Here is a 16,690-nt window from a genome sequence, read left to right on the forward strand (position 1 = left end):
CGGCACGCCGACGCAGACGAGGGGTACCACGGATGACGGCGCTCGACCTGACCCGGGCCGACTGGCGCACCAGCACGCGCAGCAGTGGCAACGGCAACTGCGTGGAGGTCGCGACAGTCGACGGTCGGATCGCCGTCCGGGACAGCAAGGATCGCTCCGGCCCGGCGCTCGCGTTCGCACCGGCCGCCTGGCATTCGTTCCTGCACGGTCTCGCCGAGGTCAGTGGCGGCTGAGTCTCCCGCACCGGTGCGAGACTGGGCCGTGCTCTCCGACGTAACCCTGGACCTGCCGGTCCGTCCGGCGTTGCCGGCGCTGCTGACCGCGCTCGACGCGGCCGGCGCCGCGGTCCTGGTGGCCCCGCCGGGCACCGGCAAGACGACTCTCGCGCCGTTGGCGGTGGCCGACCGGGTCGACGGCCGGGTCGTGATCGCCCAACCCCGCCGGGTGGCGGCGCGCGCCGCGGCCCGCCGGATGGCCGAGCTGCTCGGTGAGCGCGTCGGCGACCGGGTCGGCTACGCCGTCCGCGGCGAGCGTCGGGTCGGGCCGGCCACCCGGATCGAGGTGGTCACCACAGGCCTGCTGGTCCGCCGGCTGCACCACGACCCGGAGCTGCCCGGCACGGGCGCGGTGCTGCTCGACGAGTGTCACGAGCGCCAGCTCGACGCCGACCTCGCGCTGGCGTTCGCTGTGGAGGCCCGGGCCACCCTCCGGCCGGACCTGTGGCTGCTCGCGATGTCCGCCACGCCGGACACCGACCGGTTCGCCGCGCTGCTCGGCGGGACCGCCGCCGCCCCGGTGGTCCGCGCCGAGTCGGCGCTGCACCCGGTACGGCGGATCTGGGCGCCGCCGGCCCGGCCGGTCGCCCCGCCGGGGGCCGGACCTGTGGACCGCGCCCTGCTCGACCACGTGGCCGCCACGGTCCGCCGGGCGCTGCGCGAGCACGACGGCGACGTCCTCGTCTTCCTGCCCGGGGCCGGTGAGATCGCCGCGGTCGCCGGACGGCTCGGCGACCTGCGGGACAGTGTCGACCTGCTGCCGTTGCACGGGCGCCAGCGTGGCGCCGAGCAGGACGCGGCGCTGCGCCCGGGCGTCGCGGACGGCAGGCGACGCGTGGTGTTGTCCACCGCGCTTGCCGAGACCAGCCTCACCGTGCCGGGAGTGCGGGTGGTGGTGGACGCCGGGATGTCCCGGGTGCCCCGCATCGATCTGGCCCGTGGGTTGGGCGCGCTGATCACCGTGCCGGTCTCCCGGGCCGCCGCCACCCAGCGGGCCGGAAGGGCCGGCCGGGAGGCCCCCGGGTACGTCTACCGCTGCTGGTCCGAGGCCACCCACGAGCGGCTGCCCGCCCGAGCGGAGCCGGAGATCGCCACCGCCGACCTGACCGGTTTCGCGCTTGAGCTGGCCGCCTGGGGGCGCCCGGACGGCGTCGGGCTGGCGCTGCCCGATCCGCCGCCGGCCGCGGCGATGGCGGTGGCCCGGGACACCCTCGAAACGCTTGGCGCGGTCGACGGGACGGGCCGGATCACCGGGCGGGGTCGGGTGATCGCCTCCGCCGGGGCGCACCCACGGCTGGCCCGGGCGCTGCTCGACGGCGCCGGCCGGGTCGGCGCGGACCGCGCCGCCGAGGTGGTGGCCCTGCTCGCCGAGGAGAGCGCGGCCGGCCCGGGCGACGACCTGGTGGCCGGCTGGCGTCGGCTGCGCGCCGGGACCGACGCGGGCGCCACGGCCCGCTGGCGTGCCGAGGTACGCCGGTTGCGCGCCGCGCTGCCCGCCGACCCGACAGGCCGCACGGCCGGCGGACGGGCCGGCTCCGCGCCCGGGGCTGCCGCCGACCCCGCCGGCCGGGAAGCTGGTGGGCGTACCGCCTCGGGCGGGCTCACCGACGATCTCGCCGCCGGGCTGCTTGTCGGTCTCGCGTACCCGGAGCGGCTGGCCCGGGTGCGACGGCCGGGCGGGTCCGCGTACCTCATGACGGGTGGGACCGCCGCGGACCTGGCGGCCGGGTCGGGGCTGGCCGGCTCCGACTGGCTCGCGGTGGCAGTCGCGGACCGCCGCCCCGGCGCGCCGTCGGCGCGGATCCGCCGGGCCACCCCGCTGGACGAGGCGACCGCCCGGGAGGCGGCGGGCCCGCTGCTGTCCACCCGCCGCGAGGTGGGCTGGTCCGACGGGGACGTGGTGGCCCGGGAGGTGACCCGCCTGGGCGCGATCGAGCTGGTGGCACGGCGGCTGGACCGCCCGGACCGCGCGGAGGTGGCGGCGGCGCTGCTGACTGGCCTGCGCCAGGAGGGGCTGGGGCTGCTGCCGTGGACGCCTGCGGCACGGGGGCTGCGCGAGCGGATGGCGTTCTGCAGGCACCACCTCGACGCCGAGTGGCCCGACGTCGGCGACGAGGCGCTGCTCACGGCCGCGCCGACCTGGCTGGGGCCGGAGCTGGCCGCCGCCCGGCGACGGGCCGACCTGAACCGGGTGGACGTCACCTCGGCGCTGCGCCGGCTGCTGCCGTGGGCCCAGGCCGCACGCCTCGACGAGCTGGCGCCGGAACGCATCGAGGTGCCGAGCGGTTCGCGGGTCCGGGTGGACTACGCCGACCCGGCGGCGCCGGTGCTGGCGGTCAAGCTCCAGGAGACGTTCGGCTGGCCGGCGGCCCCGCGCATCGGTGGTGGCCGGGTGCCGGTGCTGCTGCACCTGCTCTCCCCCGCCGGCCGGCCGGTGGCGGTCACCGCGGATCTCGCGTCGTTCTGGCGTACCGGCTATCCGCAGGTGCGCTCGGAGCTGCGCGGTCGCTATCCCCGGCATCCGTGGCCGGAGGACCCGGGCACGGCGACGCCCACCCGGCACGCCGCGCCGCGTCGGCGCTGAGGAGGCGCTACTCCTCGACGACGTCGGCCACCACAACTGTGACGTTGTCCGGCCCGCCGGCGTGCAGCGCCAGGTCGATCAGCTTGCCGGCGCAGGCGGACCGGTCCGGGTAGGCGGTGAGCACCTCGGCCAGGGTGTCCGGGCGGACGACGTTGGAGAGGCCGTCGCTGCACAGCAGCCACCGGTCGCCGGCCCGGGGCACCATCGTCGCGTACGACGGGGAGACGTCCTCGCCCTGCAACGCCTGGGTGACGACGGCCCGGCGCGGGTGGCTGCTGGCCTGGTCCGCGGTGATGACGCCCTGGTCGACGAGCATCTGGACGAAGGTGTCGTCGCGGGTGACCTGCTTGAGGACGCCCTCCCGGAACAGGTAGGCCCGGGAGTCACCGACGTGGGCGAGGGCCAGGCAGCTGCCGGTACGGGCGAAGAGCAGAGCGGTGAGCGTGGTGCCCATGCCCTGGCGCTCGGGGTCGTCGGCGACCGCCTGCCGGATGCGGGCGGTGGCCAGCGCGATGCCGTCCTGGAGGGCCGCCACCAGAGCGTCCTCGGGTGTCTCCACGTCCAGCGGTGCGACCGCGTCGATGGTGAGCGAGCTGGCCAGGTCACCGGCGGCCATTCCGCCCATGCCGTCGGCGACGGCGACGAGCCAGGTGCCGGCGTGCAGGGCGTCCTGGTTTCCGCTGCGGATCAGCCCACGGTCGCTCGTTCCCACGGAACGCAGCTTCAGGGTCATGGGAGGCAGCCTGCCAGGCGAAGGGCGCAGTTGTCTCTAGGAGATCAGGACGACGGCGCGTGGCGCGGCCAATCTCACGTCGCCCGGCCGGCGCGACGGAGCGCGCGGCCGGACCGGCCTCCCTCGTCGCACGCCAGAACCCATTCAGTCGGATCAATTGACAGGGCGATCCGCCGCTGGAAACATCGATCCGACACCTGGGAGCGCTCCCAGGTGTCTGGCCCTCCGCACCACCATCACCGTTCCTCTTCCCGTCCCGGAAGGACTCCCCGTGACGCCATCCCGACGCCGCCTTCTCCTGGCCGCGGCGACCACCCTGGCCCTCACCGGCGCGGGCGCCGGCGCGGCCCACGCCGACCCTCCACCGGACGCCCCCGAGCAGATCGACAACGGCGACTTCAGCGCCGGCGTGAGCCCCTGGTTCTCCTTCGGCACCGGCGCGCTCGCGGTCACCGACGGCCGGCTCTGCACCACGGTCCCCGGCGGGCTGGCCAACCCCTGGGACGCCGGCATCGGCCAGGACGGGGTACCGCTGATCGCGGGCGCCGAATACACACTCGGCTTCGCCGTCTCCGCCACCCCCGGCGCGGCGGTCAAGGCCGTGCTGCAGCTCGGCAGCGCCCCGTACACCACGTACGCGGCCGTGGACGCCACCGCCACCGGCACCGCCCAGCGGGTCGAGCAGACCTTCACCGTCCCGGACGACAACCCGAACGCCCAACTGATCTTCCAGGTCGGCGGCAGCGCGGCCGCGCAGACCATCTGCCTCGACGACGTCTCGCTGCGCGGCGGCGAGCCTCCCGCGCCGTACGAGCCGGACACCGGGCCACGGGTGCGCGTCAACCAGGTCGGCTACCTGCCCGGCGGCCCGAAGAACGCCACAGTGGTCACCGAGGCCACCGGGCCGCTGCCCTGGCAGTTGCGCTCCGCTGCCGGCGCCGTCCTGGCCAGTGGCACCACCACCGCGCGCGGCGTGGACGCCGCCTCCGCCCAGAACGTGCAGACAGTCGACTTCTCCAGCTACCGCACGCCCGGCAGCGGGCTGACCCTGACCGTCGACGGCGAGACCAGCCACCCGTTCGACATCTCCGGCACCCTCTACGACCGGCTGCGCGCCGACTCGATGCAGTTCTTCTACGCCCAGCGCAGCGGCATCGCGATCGACGGTGACCTGATCGGCGACGAGTACGCCCGCCCCGCCGGCCACCTCGGTGTGGCCCCCAACAAGGGCGACACCAGCGTGCCCTGCCAGCCGGGCGTCTGCGACTACTCCCTCGACGTGCGCGGCGGCTGGTACGACGCCGGCGACCACGGCAAGTACGTGGTCAACGGCGGCATCGCCACCTACCAGCTGCTCAACACGTTCGAGCGGACCAAGACGGCGGCCACCGCGGCCGGCGGCGCGGGGCTGGCCGACAGCACGCTGCGGGTGCCCGAGCGTGGCAACGGCACCCCGGACATCCTCGACGAGGCCCGCTGGGAGCTGGAGTTCCTGCTGCGCATGCAGGTGCCGGCCGGCAAGCCCCTCGCCGGCATGGTCCACCACAAGATCCACGACCAGAACTGGACCGGGCTGCCGCTCGCCCCGCAGGACGACCCGCAGCCGCGTGAGCTGCACCCGCCGTCGACCGCGGCCACCCTCAACCTGGCCGCCACCGCCGCCCAGTGCGCGCGGCTGTTCGCCCCCTACGACGCGGCATTCGCCGGCCGCTGCGCCACTGCCGCGAAGACTGCCTACGCCGCCGCCAAGGCCCACCCCGCGGTGTACGCCAGCCCCACCGACGGCACCGGCGGCGGCGCCTACGACGACGGCACCGTCACCGACGAGTTCTACTGGGCGGCAGTCGAGCTGTACCTCAGCACCGGGGAGCAGACCTACCTGACCGACCTGAGCGCCTCGCCGCACCACACAGGTGACGTGTTCGACCCCCGGGGCTTCGGCTGGCAGAGCGTCGCGGCGCTCGGCCGCCTCGACCTGGCCACCGTGCCGAACGGACTGCCGACCGCCGAGCTGACCCGGGTCCGCGCCTCGGTCACCGGCGCCGCCGACGCGTACCTCGCCGAGCTGCGCCGGCAGGCGTACGGGCTGCCGATGCCCGGTGACGCCAACAGCTACTTCTGGGGCGGCAACAGCAGCATCATCAACAACGCCATCGTCCTGGCGACCGCCTTCGACCTGACCCGGAACGCCACGTACCGCGACGGCGCCGTCCAGGCGATGGACTACATCCTCGGCCGCAATGCCCTGAACATCTCCTACGTCACCGGCTGGGGCGAACACAACGCGCAGAACCAGCACAGCCGGATCTTCGGCCACCAGCTCAACCCCGACCTGCCCCACCCGCCCGCAGGCTCCCTCGCCGGTGGCGCGAACGCGGCCCTGCAGGATCCGTTCGTGGCGCAGTTGCTCGCCGGATGCGCGCCGCAGTTCTGCTACGTCGACGACATCAACTCGTACTCGACAAACGAGGTCGCGATCAACTGGAACTCGGCGTTGGCCTGGATCTCCTCGTTCCTCGCCGACCAGGGCGAGGCCGGGGCGGTGCCGGCGACCACCTGCTCGGTGAGCTACGCCAACTACGGCGCCTGGCAGGGCGGCACCGGATTCACGGCGCAGTTGACCGTGCGCAACACCGGCGCCACCGCAGTCAACGGCTGGAGCGTGCGGTTCGCGTTCACCGGTGACCAGCGCGTCCGCGAGGCGTGGCTCGCGAAGGTCACGCAGGCCGGCGCGACGGTCACCGCGAAGAACGAGTCGTACAACGCCAAGATCGCACCCGGCGGCACGGTGACGTTCGGCTTCAACGCGACGACAGGCGGCGGCGCCAACCCGAACCCGGGCCTGGTCACCGTCAACGGAAACGCCTGCTCGCTGTCCTGAGCGCGCACGGGCTGGTGGCCGTCCTCCCTCGGCGGCCACCAGCTCGGCTGGACCCCCGTACCGACGATCGCGAGCATGGATGGACGAGCGTGGATCCTGGCCGCGGCGGCAGCGGCCCTACTGCTTGCCGCCCTGCTGGTCGTCGCACTGCGTCGCCGCCGTCGTACCCAGGCCCACGGGCCTGACGAGACGATGCGCCGGGCCCGCCAGGCGATCAGGGCCAGCGGGTACGAGCAGCGCCGTCAGCGCCGTGGCAGCCTGCGCGGCAAGGGCTACGGCGGAGACGACAACCAGGCGTCAAGCAGTGGCGTCGCCAGCGACTCCGGCGGGATGCCCTGACGTCAGCTTCCATCATCGAGTGACGTGCGGAGGTCCGGACCGCGCCGAGGTTCGGGCCGTTTCGGCGTACGTCAGGGTCCCCGTCTCGCGCCTCGTGGGGTCGGTGCTCGGTAGTCAACGCTTCCCCTTTCCCCAGCCACACCGTTCCCCCGGCCCACACGGCGGCAACCGGTGAGGGCTCTTCCGGTGAGGGATCCGGTCACCTCATCGGAGATCGATGACCAGAATTACCTGTCTTCGGAGGTGGAGCCGTGCCGATGGACGACGGACCCGTGACGCCAGCGCTGCTGATCTGGACCGCACAAAGGGTGCTCAACCAGCACCACAAGCCGCCGAGCCGCTGCGCGCAGTGCCAGGACAACGGCTGCGGGATGTTGACGTGGGCGCGGAGCGCGCTCGATGCGCACCACAGATGATCGAGCGGGAGCCGGCCCGGTCGGCGTGGGTGCCGATGGTGGCCGTGCGGACCACCGCGCGGCCCGCGGATCGTGCCAGCGCTGCCGGCCGGACGAGAGCCGGCGCGCTGACGTGGGCACACGACCGAGCGAGGGAGTACCGGGCCGCCGACGACCGGCCAGCCGGCTGAGGATACCGCGACCACGAGTCGCCGACGTTGTCGTACACCTGTTCTATTCTCGGTCCATGTTCGAGGAGCTGGCGCAGGCGCAGGCGGCGATCGCCGCCTGCGTCGACGCGCCGGCCTGGGCTCTCACCGAGCCCGACCTCGTCGCGGCTCTCGACGCCGCGCACCGGCTTGAGCAGCGTCTGGCGGCCGTGCAACTGACCCTGGTGCGTGAGCTGGACGGCCGGGGCACGGCCCAGGCGCAGGGCGTGTCCTCGACGGCCGTCTGGCTGCGCGACCGGCTACGGCTCACGGTTCCCGCCGCCCGCCGAATGGTCGACCTCGCCGGCGCGCTTGACGCCGGAGCACCGGGGGTGCGGGCCGCCCTGGCCAGTGGGGCCATCAGTGTGGAGCAGGCCCGGGTCATCGGCGACACGGTCGGCACCGTGCACGCCGCCGCCGGCGCCGAGGCCGCCGACAAGGCTGTCGGTGTGCTCGTCGAGTGGGCCGGGCAGTTCGAGCCGACCCTGCTGCGCAGGCTCGGCACCCGGATTCTCGACCACGTCGCCCCGGAGGTCGCCGAGGCGGCCGCCCGGGCGGCGCTGGAGGCGGAGGCCCGCCGAGCCGCCCGAGATCGTCATGTCACCCTGTCCGAGCTGTCGGATGGCCGCCTGCGGTTGAGCGGCAGCCTGGACGCCGAGGCCGCCGGCCTGCTGCGCGCGGCGATCGACCCGTTGACGGCACCATCGGGCCCGGACGATTCGCGCAGTCCCGGGCAACGACGCCACGACGCGCTCGCCGACCTCTGCCGTCTCAGCCTGCGTACCGGCGAGCTGCCCGAGCACGGCGGGGAGCCCGCCCAACTCGTGGTCACCACACGCTTCGACGCGCTGGCCCGGCACCTCGACGTGGGAACCCTGGACACCGGCCTCCGACTCACTCCGGAGACGGTCCGCCGTCTCGCCTGCGACGCGGCGGTCCTGCCCGCTGTCCTCGGCAGCGCCGGTCAGGCACTGGACGTGGGCCGGCAACGCCGCCTCGTCACCGGGCCCCTACGACGCGCCCTGGTCCTGCGCGATCGCGGCTGCGCCTTCCCCGGCTGCGACCGCCCGCCACGCTGGTGCGACGCCCACCACATCAGACACTGGGCCGACGGAGGTGACACCAGCCTCGCCAACTCGGTGCTGCTCTGCGGCCACCACCACCGGCACGTCCACCGCGGCGAGTGGGCCGTCCGCCTCGGCCGCGACGGTCACCCCGACTTCGTCCCACCGGCCTGGCTCGACCCCGACCAGGTCCCCCGCCGCAACCTCTACCACCGGCGCACGTGACCACTGCCCCATCCCGGGCGTACGGCGACGTGGCGAACGCCGCTGCCCAGCGGACGACGCTGGCCGTCCCGCAACACCCTTGTGGACTCTCGCCAGCTTGACGGCAGTCGAAGCCGGCGGCCGGCGCGCAGGAGAGAGCGCGAACGTCAGAGGTGCGCCCGACCAGCGACGTCGTACGTAGGCCGGCATCGTGCGGCCGGCATCGCGCGGACGGCATCGCGCCGACGGCATCGCGCCGACGGCATCGATCGGCCGGCCAGCGCCGTCCGGGAGCGGTCAGCCGATCTCCTCGTCGACGAAGCACCAGCGCCAGTCCTCGCCCGGCTGGGCCGAACGGATCACGGGGTGGGTGGTGGCCGCGTAGTGCTTGCTCGCGTGCTGGTTCGGCGACGAGTCGCAGCAGCCCACCTGCCCGCAGCTCAGACAGGTGCGCAGGTGCACCCAGTAGGTGTTGCCGATGGCCACGCAGTCGGCGCACTCGTCGGGGGTGCGCGGTTCGGCGGTGCCCGCCTCGGTCAGGTGCTGACAGCTCACTGCTCGACCTCCTGCCGCAGCAACGACTCTTCCAGGTCCAGGTCACGATAGGCCCGCACCAGCACCTCCTCAGGAATTCGACCGGAGTCCCGGGCGGCCCGGAACACGTCCCGCTCGGCGTCGATCATCTGTTGTCGGAGCCGACCGTACGCCTGCGACGGGGTTTCCCGCTCGTTGCCACCGAGCCGTTCCCACGCCATGTTGGTGCGGTCGTCAAGCACCCGGCGCAGCCGGTCCACCACCGGCGCGGGCGCTCCCTCGGCCAGCTCCTCCAGCCGGTCCCGAGCGGCCCTGCTGGCCTGCTGCTGTACCCCGGCGGCCGACAGCGCGTCCTGCACCGGGTCGTCCTGAGGCAGTTTCAGGCGGCGGGCCACCAACGGCAGGGTGGCGCCCTGGCCGACAAGCGTGACCACGATCACCGCGAAGGCCAACCAGATGAACAGGGCCCGGGGGTACGGCTCGTCGTCGGCAAGGGTCAGCGGCAGGGCCAGGGCGGCGGCGAGCGTCACCACGCCCCGCATCCCGGCCCACCCGATGATGACCGGGATCTTCGCCGACGGGGCCGGGTCGCGGCGACGGATCCGGGGAACCAGCCGCGCCAGGTAGGTGGCCGGGAAGAGCCAGACGAAACGGGTCAGGAAGACGGTGGCGAGCACCGCGACGGTGATGACGACGAGCGAGCCGGCCGGCTCGTCCAGGTCGCGCACCACCTCCCGCAGTTGCAGCCCGACCAGCAGGAAGACCAGTCCCTCCAGCAGGAACCGGACCAGCCGCCAGAACGCGCCGACCTGCAACCGGGAGGCCGCCGAGAGCAGTTGGGACAGCTTGTGGCCGAGCGCCAGCCCGGTGACCACCACCGCGACCACGCCGGAGGAGTGCACCGCCTCGGCGGCGAACACCACAGCGAACGGGATGATCAACGACAGCGCGTTGTCCAGCAGCGGGTCGGTGATCCGTCGGTGCAGGAAACCGAAGACCATCGCGCCGAGCGCGCCGATCAGGATGCCGCCGCCGGTGGCCCGCAGCACCTGAAGGCTGACGTCTGTGGCGCCGACCGCCGAGCCCGCGGTGGCCATCGTGGCGACCCGCAGCAGCACCAGCGCGGTGGCGTCGTTGACCAGGCTCTCCCCCTCCAGGATGGTGACCACCCGGCGGGGCAGCCCGACCCGACGCGCGACCGCCGTGGCGGCCACGGCGTCCGGTGGCGCGACCACCGCGCCGAGGGCCAGGCAGATCGCGAACGGCACCTGCGGCAGCAGCAGGTGCAGCACGAACCCGACCACGAACGCGGTGAACAGCACCAGGCCGACGGCGAGCAACAGGATGGGCCGAATGTTGTTCTTGAACGCCGGCACCGACGTCTCCAGCGCGGCGACGTAGAGCAGCGGAGGCAGGATGCCGATCAGCACCAACTCCGGGTCCAGCTCGACGTGCGGGACGCCGGGCACGAAGGAGAGCGCCAGGCCGAGCACCACAAGCACGATCGGCGCGAGCAGGCCGAGCCGGCGGGCGAGCGCGGCGCCGAGGGTGGCGATCGCCAGGAAGACGACGACCGGAAACAGGCTTTCCATGGGGTACGAGCCTAGGGGTGCGGTAGACCGGATCCTGATCAGCCGGTCGGCCGCAGCTTCGGCAGCACCTCGGCGCCGAACGCGTCGATGAAACCGCGCTGCTCCTGCCCCACGTGGTGCAGGGCGATCTGGTCGAAGCCGAGCGCGGCGTACTCCTCCAGCCAGCCGACGTGCCGGCCCAGGTCGGCCGAGACGTTCACCACCTGGGCGATCCGCTCGGACGGCACGTCGGCCGAGACCACGTCGAAGTGCTCGACGGTCTCCAGGTCCCAGCAGACCGGCGGGGCGAACACGTTGCTGCGCCACTGGTCGTACGCGAGCGCCTCGGCCTGCGCCTGCTCCGGCGCCCAGGAGACGTGCACCTGGAGGTGCAGTGGTCCGCGCCCGCCGGCGTCGCGGTACGCGTCGATCATCTCGCGCAGGTGCGCCACCGGGGCGTTCACGGTGATCAGGCCGTCGGCCCACTCGGCGCACCAGCGGGCGGTGGCCACGCTGACGGCGGCGCCGACGAGCGCGGGCGGCTCCTCGGGGCGGGTCCACAGCCGGGCCCGGTCCACCCGGACCAGACCGTCGTGGCTGACCTCCTCCCCGGCCAGCAGCGCCCGGATCACGTCCACGCACTCGCGCAGCCGGGCGGCGCGGACGTCCTTGCGCGGCCACGGGTCGCCGGTGATGTGCTCGTTGCTGGCCTCGCCGGTGCCCAGCGCCGCCCAGAACCGGCCCGGGTACATCGCGCCGAGGGTGCCGATCGCCTGCGCGATGATCGCCGGGTGGTAGCGCTGACCGGGGGCGTTGACCACGCCGAACGACATGCCGGTGGCCTGCAACGCGGCGCCCAGCCAGGACCAGGCGAAGCCGGACTCACCCTGCCGGGCGCTCCACGGGGAGAAGTGATCGGAGCACATGGCGGCGTCGAAGCCGGCCCGCTCGGCGTGGATCACCGCCTCCAGCAGCGCGCGGGGAGGGATCTGCTCGTGGGAGGCGTGGAATCCGAACGACGTCATGGGCGCACTTCCTACCCATGACGTCGTTCGCTGATGCGTACCGCTTCCGGAAGCTACTCGGCGTGCGCGCCGGCGCCGGCGGATGCCGCGCCCGCGCCCACCCAGACGGTCTTGATGTTGCAGAACTCCCGCATGCCCAGTTCGGACAGCTCACGGCCGTAGCCGGAGTTCTTCACGCCGCCGAACGGCAGCTCCGGGTAGGAGGTGGTCATCCCGTTGATGAAGACGTTGCCGGCGTCCAGGTCGGTGGCGAAGCGCTCCTGCTCGGCCGTGTCGCGGGTCCAGGCGTTCGAGCCGAGCCCGAAGCTGGTGCCGTTGGCGACCTCGATCGCCTCCTCGTACGAGGACACCCGGTACAGGCCGGCCGCCGGGCCGAAGACCTCCTCGGACCACATCCGCATCTCGGGCGTCAGGTCGGTGACCACCGTCGGCGGGTAGAACCACCCGTCGCCGGTGGGCAGCTCGCCGCCGCAGAGCACTGTCGCACCCCTGTCCGCCGCGTCGCGCACCTGGGCGTGCACCTCGTCGCGTCCCCGTTCGCTGGCCAGCGGGCCCACGTCGGTGTCCGGGTCCATCGGGTCGCCGACGCGCAGCGCGGCCATGTTCGCGGCGAACTTCTCGGCGAACGCGTCGAAGACGTCGGTGTGCACGATGAACCGCTTCGCGGCGATGCAGGACTGGCCGTTGTTCTGGCAACGGGCGGTGGTGGCCACCTCGGCGGCCCGGTCCACGTCGGCCGAGGGCATCACCACGAACGGGTCGCTGCCGCCCAGCTCCAGCACTGTCTTCTTCAACTCCCGGCCGGCGATCTGGGCGATGGAACGCCCGGCCGCCTCACTGCCGGTGAGGGTGGCGGCGCGTACCCGGGGGTCGGCGAGGATCCGCTCGACGGCGTCCGAGCCGACCAGCACTGTGGTGAACGCCCCCTCGGGGAAGCCGGCGCGACGGAACACGTCCTCCAGCAGCAGCGCCGTCTGCGGCACGTTCGAGGCGTGCTTGAGCAGGCCGGTGTTGCCGGCCATCAGCGCCGGGGCGGCGAAGCGCATCACCTGCCAGAGCGGGAAGTTCCACGGCATCACCGCGAGCACCACGCCGATGGGCTGGTAGCGGATGAATGCCCGGGTCGCCTTGACGGCGGCGGCGTCGGCCGGCTGGTCGGCGAGGAACCCCGGGGCCCGGTCGGCGTAGAAGCGGGCCGCTGCGGCGCACTTGGTCACCTCGGCCTGCGCCGCGACGTACGTCTTGCCCATCTCGGTGGTCATGATCCGGGCGATCTCGTCGCGCTCGGCGTCCAGCAGGTCGGCGGCGGCGTTCATCCACCGGGCGCGCTTGTCGACAGTCGTTTCCCGCAACTGCCGGTACGCGATGTCGGCGCGCTCGATGGCGGCGTCGAGCTGCTCGGTGGACATCGCCTCGTAGGTCTTGAGCACCTCTCCGGTGGCGGGGTTGGTGGTGGCGATGTGGGGCATCTCGTCCTCCTGTCACTCGAACAGCGAGTGCCGTACGCCTGGCTCCTCGCGGCGGCGAGCGGCGCGGCGGCGCTGGATCACGACCAGATCGACCACGGCGACCACCGCGAAGATCGCGCAGAGCACGCCGAGCCAGGCGAGCCCGGCCCAGAACGCCAGCACCGCGAACACCACCATGATCACCAACCCGAAACCGGCGAGGGTGAGTCGGAGGTTCAGCGCGCTGTACGCGTGGCCGACCGTGCCACGGGCGCGCCGGGGCTGCGATCTCGTCATACCTCCTGATCTACCCCCGATCGGCGTCGTTAACCGGTAGCCCCCGCGTGCACTGGCGGCGCTTATAGCACTCCGACGGTGGCTTTGACGGCGCTCGGCCGCATACCCGACAGCAACTTCCCGCGGCACCACGTCCAGCGCATAGAGTTACCGCGCTGTCGCTCTGTGCTGCGAGACGGGGGATGCCATGCCTCGACGCTGGGTCGCCGCCCTGGCCTGTCTCGCGGCGCTTGTCGCACTGGCCTGCGAGGGCGGCACGTCGGCCTCCCCCCGTCCCACGAAGAGCCCGCCGTCGTCCGGCGGGCCCGGCGGCATCGCCGCGCTCGGCGACTCGATCAGCACCGGCTTCGCCTCCTGCCTGGTGCTCACGTCCTGCGAGCGCAACTCCTGGTCGACGGGGGACGGCCTGCGGGTGCAGAGCCACTACCGCCGGCTGCTGGAGCAGAACTCCGCGATCCGCGGTCGGGCGTACAACCACGCCCGACCCGGCGCCCGCGCCGACGCTCTCGTTGGCCAGGCCGAGGCAGCGGTACGCGACCGGCCCGACTACGTGACAGTGCTGATCGGCGCCAACGACATCTGCCGGGGCGGCGTCGACGCGATGACCCCGGTGGCGCAGTTCCGGGCCGACGTCGACAGGGGTCTGCGGGTGCTGCGCAGCGGCCGGCCGAAGGCCCGGGTGCTTGTGGTGAGCATCCCCGACCTCTACCGGCTGTGGGAGGTCGGGCACGGCGACGCACGGGCGGCACGCGCCTGGCGGCGGGGCATCTGCCCGGCGCTGCTGGCCAACGCGACGTCGACGGCGCCCGCCGACAAAGCCCGCCGGGCCGCCGTCCGGGACCGCATCGACGCGTACAACGCGCAGTTGGTGGCGGCCTGCCGGGCGTACGGCTCACGGTGCCGGCACGACGGCGGCGCCGCGCACAAGGTCCGCTTCACCCTGGACCTGCTCAACCCGCTGGACTGGTTCCACCCCAACGCCACAGGTCAGGGCCGGCTGGCCGAGGTGACCTGGCGCTCCTCCGGCCTTGCCGACTGAACCGGCGCGCGCGGGGAAGGCTCACGGGCGGCGCGGCTCCGGGACGGCGGTGCCGCGCCGGCGATAGAGCACCCGGGAGCGCTCGGCCAGATCCTTGGTGGCCGACGAGTTGGCCCAGGTGCCGAGCACGATCGCCGCACCCGGCACGATCTTGGCGACGAGTCGTTTGGCCGCCCGCACGCCTGCCATCTGGGCCAGCCGGACGCCGAGCTGCAACATGACCCGGCCGAGCGGACGCTGGCCGCCCAGGCCGAAGAGCGCGTCGGCGCGTTCCCGCCCGGCGGCCACCCCGAGCGCCAGCCGGGCGCTCTCGGCGACCTTGTGCACCCGCTGGAGCACGAGCAGGTCGGTGGCACGGTCGCTGTGCAGCGGGTCGACGTCGTACGCGGCGGCGATGTGCAGAACCATGCGCGCCTGGGTCCAGGCCAGCACGCCGACGTCGAGGACGGCGCCGGGCAGCCCGGCCGCTCCGGAGACCGCTCCGGACAGCCGGGCGAGGTTGACGAACTTGCGGGCCGCCTGGTCGGCCAGGACGTCGGACGAGACATCGGGGTGCTCGCTGCGGGCCCGGGCGGCCCACTGGGCGGCCTCCGGCCCGAGCCGGCGCACCGCCTCCAGGGCGAGGTGCTCCGGGGCGTACTGCGGATCGTCGCGCATCCGGTCCCAGAGGCGGGCCGGCGGCCCCTCGGGCGCGGCCGTCGGCGCGACAGGCGGGTCGGCCGACGGCTCGGGCGTGGGTGCGGCGGGTTGACCGCCGGCGGGCGGGGTGTCGGTCACCGGGTCTCCCCAGGGGTGGGTACGGGTAGGACGGCGGCCGGTGGCGCGGTCAGCGACGGCGGTTGGACAGTCGTGCCGCCAACCCCTTGAGCTTCTGCTGGTTGTCGGGCTTGGCCAGCTCGCGCCGACCCCGGTCCACCAACTGCTGACCCTTCGGCGATCTCAGGAACGTGCTGATCCGCTGCATCAAAGACATAACGTCCTCCTGTCGGTGGTTCCTCAGTCATGTGTACCCCGAACCCGCAACGGATGTACCCGGGACGCGACAGCCTCAACCCTCACCGTCCACAGTGGTCGGTAGGCTACCGCCCGGCCGGCACGATGGCGTCGACGACCCGGGTGGCCCGCCACTCGTGCTGCTGGTAGTGGTCGGGGTACGCGGAGACCTGCACCGCCTGCGCGGCGTCGGTGAGCCGCATCTGCTGCCAGCCGGGCACCTGCTCCAGCGCGGTGAGGAACTGCCGGGTGGCGAACTCGGGGTCCATCAGCCGGCCGACCGGGCCCCAGCCGCTGCTGGAGCGCTGCTGGAACAGCCCGACCGAGTCGTGGTCCCAGCCGACGCCCTGATGCGGGTAGTCCTGCGACTCGGGCAGGACGCCGCTGGCGACGTTGTAGAGGTTGCTCTCCTGCATGGCGGTCGCCACCGCGATCACCAGGCCCCGACGCGGGACGCCCATCTTGCGTCCGGCGCGGACGATCGCCTCGGCGTTCTCCATCTGGTCGTCGTCCAGTCCGGCGACCGGCGCCGGGTCGCTCGGCTGCGCCGGGACGACCTTGCGGGCACGCGCGGTGGTGTCCGGGTCGGCGGAGGTCGCGGAGGCGGACGGGGTGGCGGAGGGCGTGGCGGCGCGGTCGAGAGAGCGGGACGCGCGCTGCTGCTCGGCCCGCTGCGCCAGCTCGGCGCCGGAGGTTTCCTCGCGCGCCTGTGCGCCGGCGTCCTCGGTCCGGACCTGTGCGACGGCGGCCAGACCGAGGCAGCACACCACGCCGGTGGCGAGGGCGACCTGGGCCCGGCGGCGACCGGTCAGGTCGCGGGCGTACGCCCGAAGCCGACTCGCGGCGGTTGTCCGTTCGGCTGAGGTGCCTTCCTCCGGTTCGGTAGTGGGGCTGCTCGGGGCGTACGGGTCGTCGAGGGTGCCGTCGTCACGCATCAGCCGAGGCTAGGCAGACGGAAACCCCGATCACGCACAGTGATCACGTGGTCCTCGCCACAGAATCGGGGTCCCCGGGTGGACGAGCGGGACGGCTCGACCCGCCCGGGGAACGGACCTCGCGTACCGGAGAAAACCGGCGCGGCACGTGGGCCGGCACGGAC

15 protein-coding genes are annotated in these 16,690 nt (G+C 73.6%); 6 read left to right on the forward strand and 9 right to left on the reverse strand.

Annotated features, from left to right (window positions below; genetic code table 11):
• Window positions 1–32 precede the first annotated feature (32 nt).
• Window positions 33–233: a DUF397 domain-containing protein gene (locus tag OOJ91_RS29370; RefSeq protein WP_266250088.1), complete on the forward strand. Its 201-nt coding sequence runs from the start codon at window positions 33–35 to the stop codon at window positions 231–233.
• A gap of 28 nt (window positions 234–261) precedes the next feature.
• The gene (gene hrpB / locus OOJ91_RS29375) at window positions 262–2,859 is read left to right on the forward strand and encodes an ATP-dependent helicase HrpB (RefSeq protein ID WP_266251473.1); all 2,598 of its coding nucleotides are present in this window, start codon (window positions 262–264) and stop codon (window positions 2,857–2,859) included.
• Window positions 2,860–2,866: 7 nt separating this feature from the next.
• Here the strand turns inward: hrpB and OOJ91_RS29380 are convergent, their stop codons facing one another.
• Window positions 2,867–3,592 carry a PP2C family protein-serine/threonine phosphatase gene (locus OOJ91_RS29380; RefSeq protein ID WP_266250089.1) on the reverse strand — a complete coding sequence of 242 codons (726 nt, stop codon included), beginning with the start codon at window positions 3,590–3,592 and terminating at the stop codon, window positions 2,867–2,869.
• Window positions 3,593–3,863: 271 nt separating this feature from the next.
• Here OOJ91_RS29380 and OOJ91_RS29385 point away from each other — a divergent pair, with 271 nt between their 5' ends.
• The 3 genes from OOJ91_RS29385 to OOJ91_RS29395 all read left to right on the forward strand — a co-directional run bounded on the left by OOJ91_RS29385 (window position 3,864) and on the right by OOJ91_RS29395 (window position 8,705).
• Window positions 3,864–6,473: a glycoside hydrolase family 9 protein gene (locus tag OOJ91_RS29385; protein ID WP_266250090.1), complete on the forward strand. Its 2,610-nt coding sequence runs from the start codon at window positions 3,864–3,866 to the stop codon at window positions 6,471–6,473.
• Window positions 6,474–6,548: 75 nt separating this feature from the next.
• Window positions 6,549–6,812 (forward strand): hypothetical protein, encoded by a 264-nt coding sequence (locus tag OOJ91_RS29390; protein WP_266250091.1) that lies wholly within the window; start codon window positions 6,549–6,551, stop codon window positions 6,810–6,812.
• A gap of 642 nt (window positions 6,813–7,454) precedes the next feature.
• A complete protein-coding gene (locus OOJ91_RS29395) occupies window positions 7,455–8,705 on the forward strand; it encodes an HNH endonuclease signature motif containing protein (RefSeq protein WP_266250092.1) in 1,251 nt (416 codons plus the stop codon).
• Between the two features lie 276 nt (window positions 8,706–8,981).
• Here OOJ91_RS29395 and OOJ91_RS29400 read toward each other — a convergent pair whose 3' ends face one another.
• The 5 genes from OOJ91_RS29400 to OOJ91_RS29420 are packed head-to-tail and all read right to left on the reverse strand — an operon-like array spanning window position 8,982 to window position 13,559.
• Complete coding sequence (locus OOJ91_RS29400; RefSeq protein WP_266250093.1) at window positions 8,982–9,239, reverse strand: UBP-type zinc finger domain-containing protein; 258 nt, start codon at window positions 9,237–9,239, stop codon at window positions 8,982–8,984.
• Window positions 9,236–10,810 carry a Na+/H+ antiporter gene (locus tag OOJ91_RS29405; protein WP_266250094.1) on the reverse strand — a complete coding sequence of 525 codons (1,575 nt, stop codon included), beginning with the start codon at window positions 10,808–10,810 and terminating at the stop codon, window positions 9,236–9,238. The genes OOJ91_RS29400 and OOJ91_RS29405 overlap by 4 nt, the downstream gene beginning before the upstream one ends.
• A gap of 38 nt (window positions 10,811–10,848) precedes the next feature.
• Window positions 10,849–11,814: a TIGR03885 family FMN-dependent LLM class oxidoreductase gene (locus OOJ91_RS29410; protein WP_266250095.1), complete on the reverse strand. Its 966-nt coding sequence runs from the start codon at window positions 11,812–11,814 to the stop codon at window positions 10,849–10,851.
• Between the two features lie 53 nt (window positions 11,815–11,867).
• A complete protein-coding gene (locus OOJ91_RS29415) occupies window positions 11,868–13,283 on the reverse strand; it encodes an NADP-dependent succinic semialdehyde dehydrogenase (RefSeq protein ID WP_266250096.1) in 1,416 nt (471 codons plus the stop codon).
• 12 nt (window positions 13,284–13,295) lie between these two features.
• Complete coding sequence (locus OOJ91_RS29420) at window positions 13,296–13,559, reverse strand: DUF6343 family protein (RefSeq protein WP_007457994.1); 264 nt, start codon at window positions 13,557–13,559, stop codon at window positions 13,296–13,298.
• Window positions 13,560–13,746: 187 nt separating this feature from the next.
• Here OOJ91_RS29420 and OOJ91_RS29425 point away from each other — a divergent pair, with 187 nt between their 5' ends.
• Window positions 13,747–14,598 (forward strand): GDSL-type esterase/lipase family protein, encoded by an 852-nt coding sequence (locus OOJ91_RS29425; protein WP_266250097.1) that lies wholly within the window; start codon window positions 13,747–13,749, stop codon window positions 14,596–14,598.
• Between the two features lie 21 nt (window positions 14,599–14,619).
• Here OOJ91_RS29425 and OOJ91_RS29430 read toward each other — a convergent pair whose 3' ends face one another.
• The 3 genes from OOJ91_RS29430 to OOJ91_RS29440 all read right to left on the reverse strand — a co-directional run bounded on the left by OOJ91_RS29430 (window position 14,620) and on the right by OOJ91_RS29440 (window position 16,526).
• Entirely contained in the window at window positions 14,620–15,375 is a 756-nt protein-coding gene (locus tag OOJ91_RS29430; RefSeq protein WP_266250098.1) for an EcsC family protein, read from the reverse strand.
• Window positions 15,376–15,424: 49 nt separating this feature from the next.
• A complete protein-coding gene (locus OOJ91_RS29435) occupies window positions 15,425–15,571 on the reverse strand; it encodes a hypothetical protein (protein ID WP_007457988.1) in 147 nt (48 codons plus the stop codon).
• Window positions 15,572–15,677: 106 nt separating this feature from the next.
• Complete coding sequence (locus tag OOJ91_RS29440) at window positions 15,678–16,526, reverse strand: peptidase M23 (RefSeq protein ID WP_266250099.1); 849 nt, start codon at window positions 16,524–16,526, stop codon at window positions 15,678–15,680.
• Window positions 16,527–16,690 lie beyond the last annotated feature (164 nt).

This window comes from Micromonospora lupini (assembly GCF_026342015.1).
Classification (GTDB): Bacteria; Actinomycetota; Actinomycetes; order Mycobacteriales; family Micromonosporaceae; genus Micromonospora; species Micromonospora lupini_B.

What these genes read in the sequence shown, in the direction of transcription:
- OOJ91_RS29370 (WP_266250088.1), top strand. Translation starts at nt 33, where the DNA reads ATGACGGCGCTCGACCTGACCCGGGCCGACTGGCGCACCAGCACGCGC.
- OOJ91_RS29380 (WP_266250089.1), bottom strand. Translation starts at nt 3,592, where the DNA reads ATGACCCTGAAGCTGCGTTCCGTGGGAACGAGCGACCGTGGGCTGATC.
- OOJ91_RS29390 (WP_266250091.1), top strand. Translation starts at nt 6,549, where the DNA reads ATGGATGGACGAGCGTGGATCCTGGCCGCGGCGGCAGCGGCCCTACTG.
- OOJ91_RS29395 (WP_266250092.1), top strand. Translation starts at nt 7,455, where the DNA reads ATGTTCGAGGAGCTGGCGCAGGCGCAGGCGGCGATCGCCGCCTGCGTC.
- OOJ91_RS29405 (WP_266250094.1), bottom strand. Translation starts at nt 10,810, where the DNA reads ATGGAAAGCCTGTTTCCGGTCGTCGTCTTCCTGGCGATCGCCACCCTC.
- OOJ91_RS29410 (WP_266250095.1), bottom strand. Translation starts at nt 11,814, where the DNA reads ATGACGTCGTTCGGATTCCACGCCTCCCACGAGCAGATCCCTCCCCGC.
- OOJ91_RS29415 (WP_266250096.1), bottom strand. Translation starts at nt 13,283, where the DNA reads ATGCCCCACATCGCCACCACCAACCCCGCCACCGGAGAGGTGCTCAAG.
- OOJ91_RS29420 (WP_007457994.1), bottom strand. Translation starts at nt 13,559, where the DNA reads ATGACGAGATCGCAGCCCCGGCGCGCCCGTGGCACGGTCGGCCACGCG.
- OOJ91_RS29425 (WP_266250097.1), top strand. Translation starts at nt 13,747, where the DNA reads ATGCCTCGACGCTGGGTCGCCGCCCTGGCCTGTCTCGCGGCGCTTGTC.
- OOJ91_RS29435 (WP_007457988.1), bottom strand. Translation starts at nt 15,571, where the DNA reads ATGTCTTTGATGCAGCGGATCAGCACGTTCCTGAGATCGCCGAAGGGT.
- OOJ91_RS29440 (WP_266250099.1), bottom strand. Translation starts at nt 16,526, where the DNA reads ATGCGTGACGACGGCACCCTCGACGACCCGTACGCCCCGAGCAGCCCC.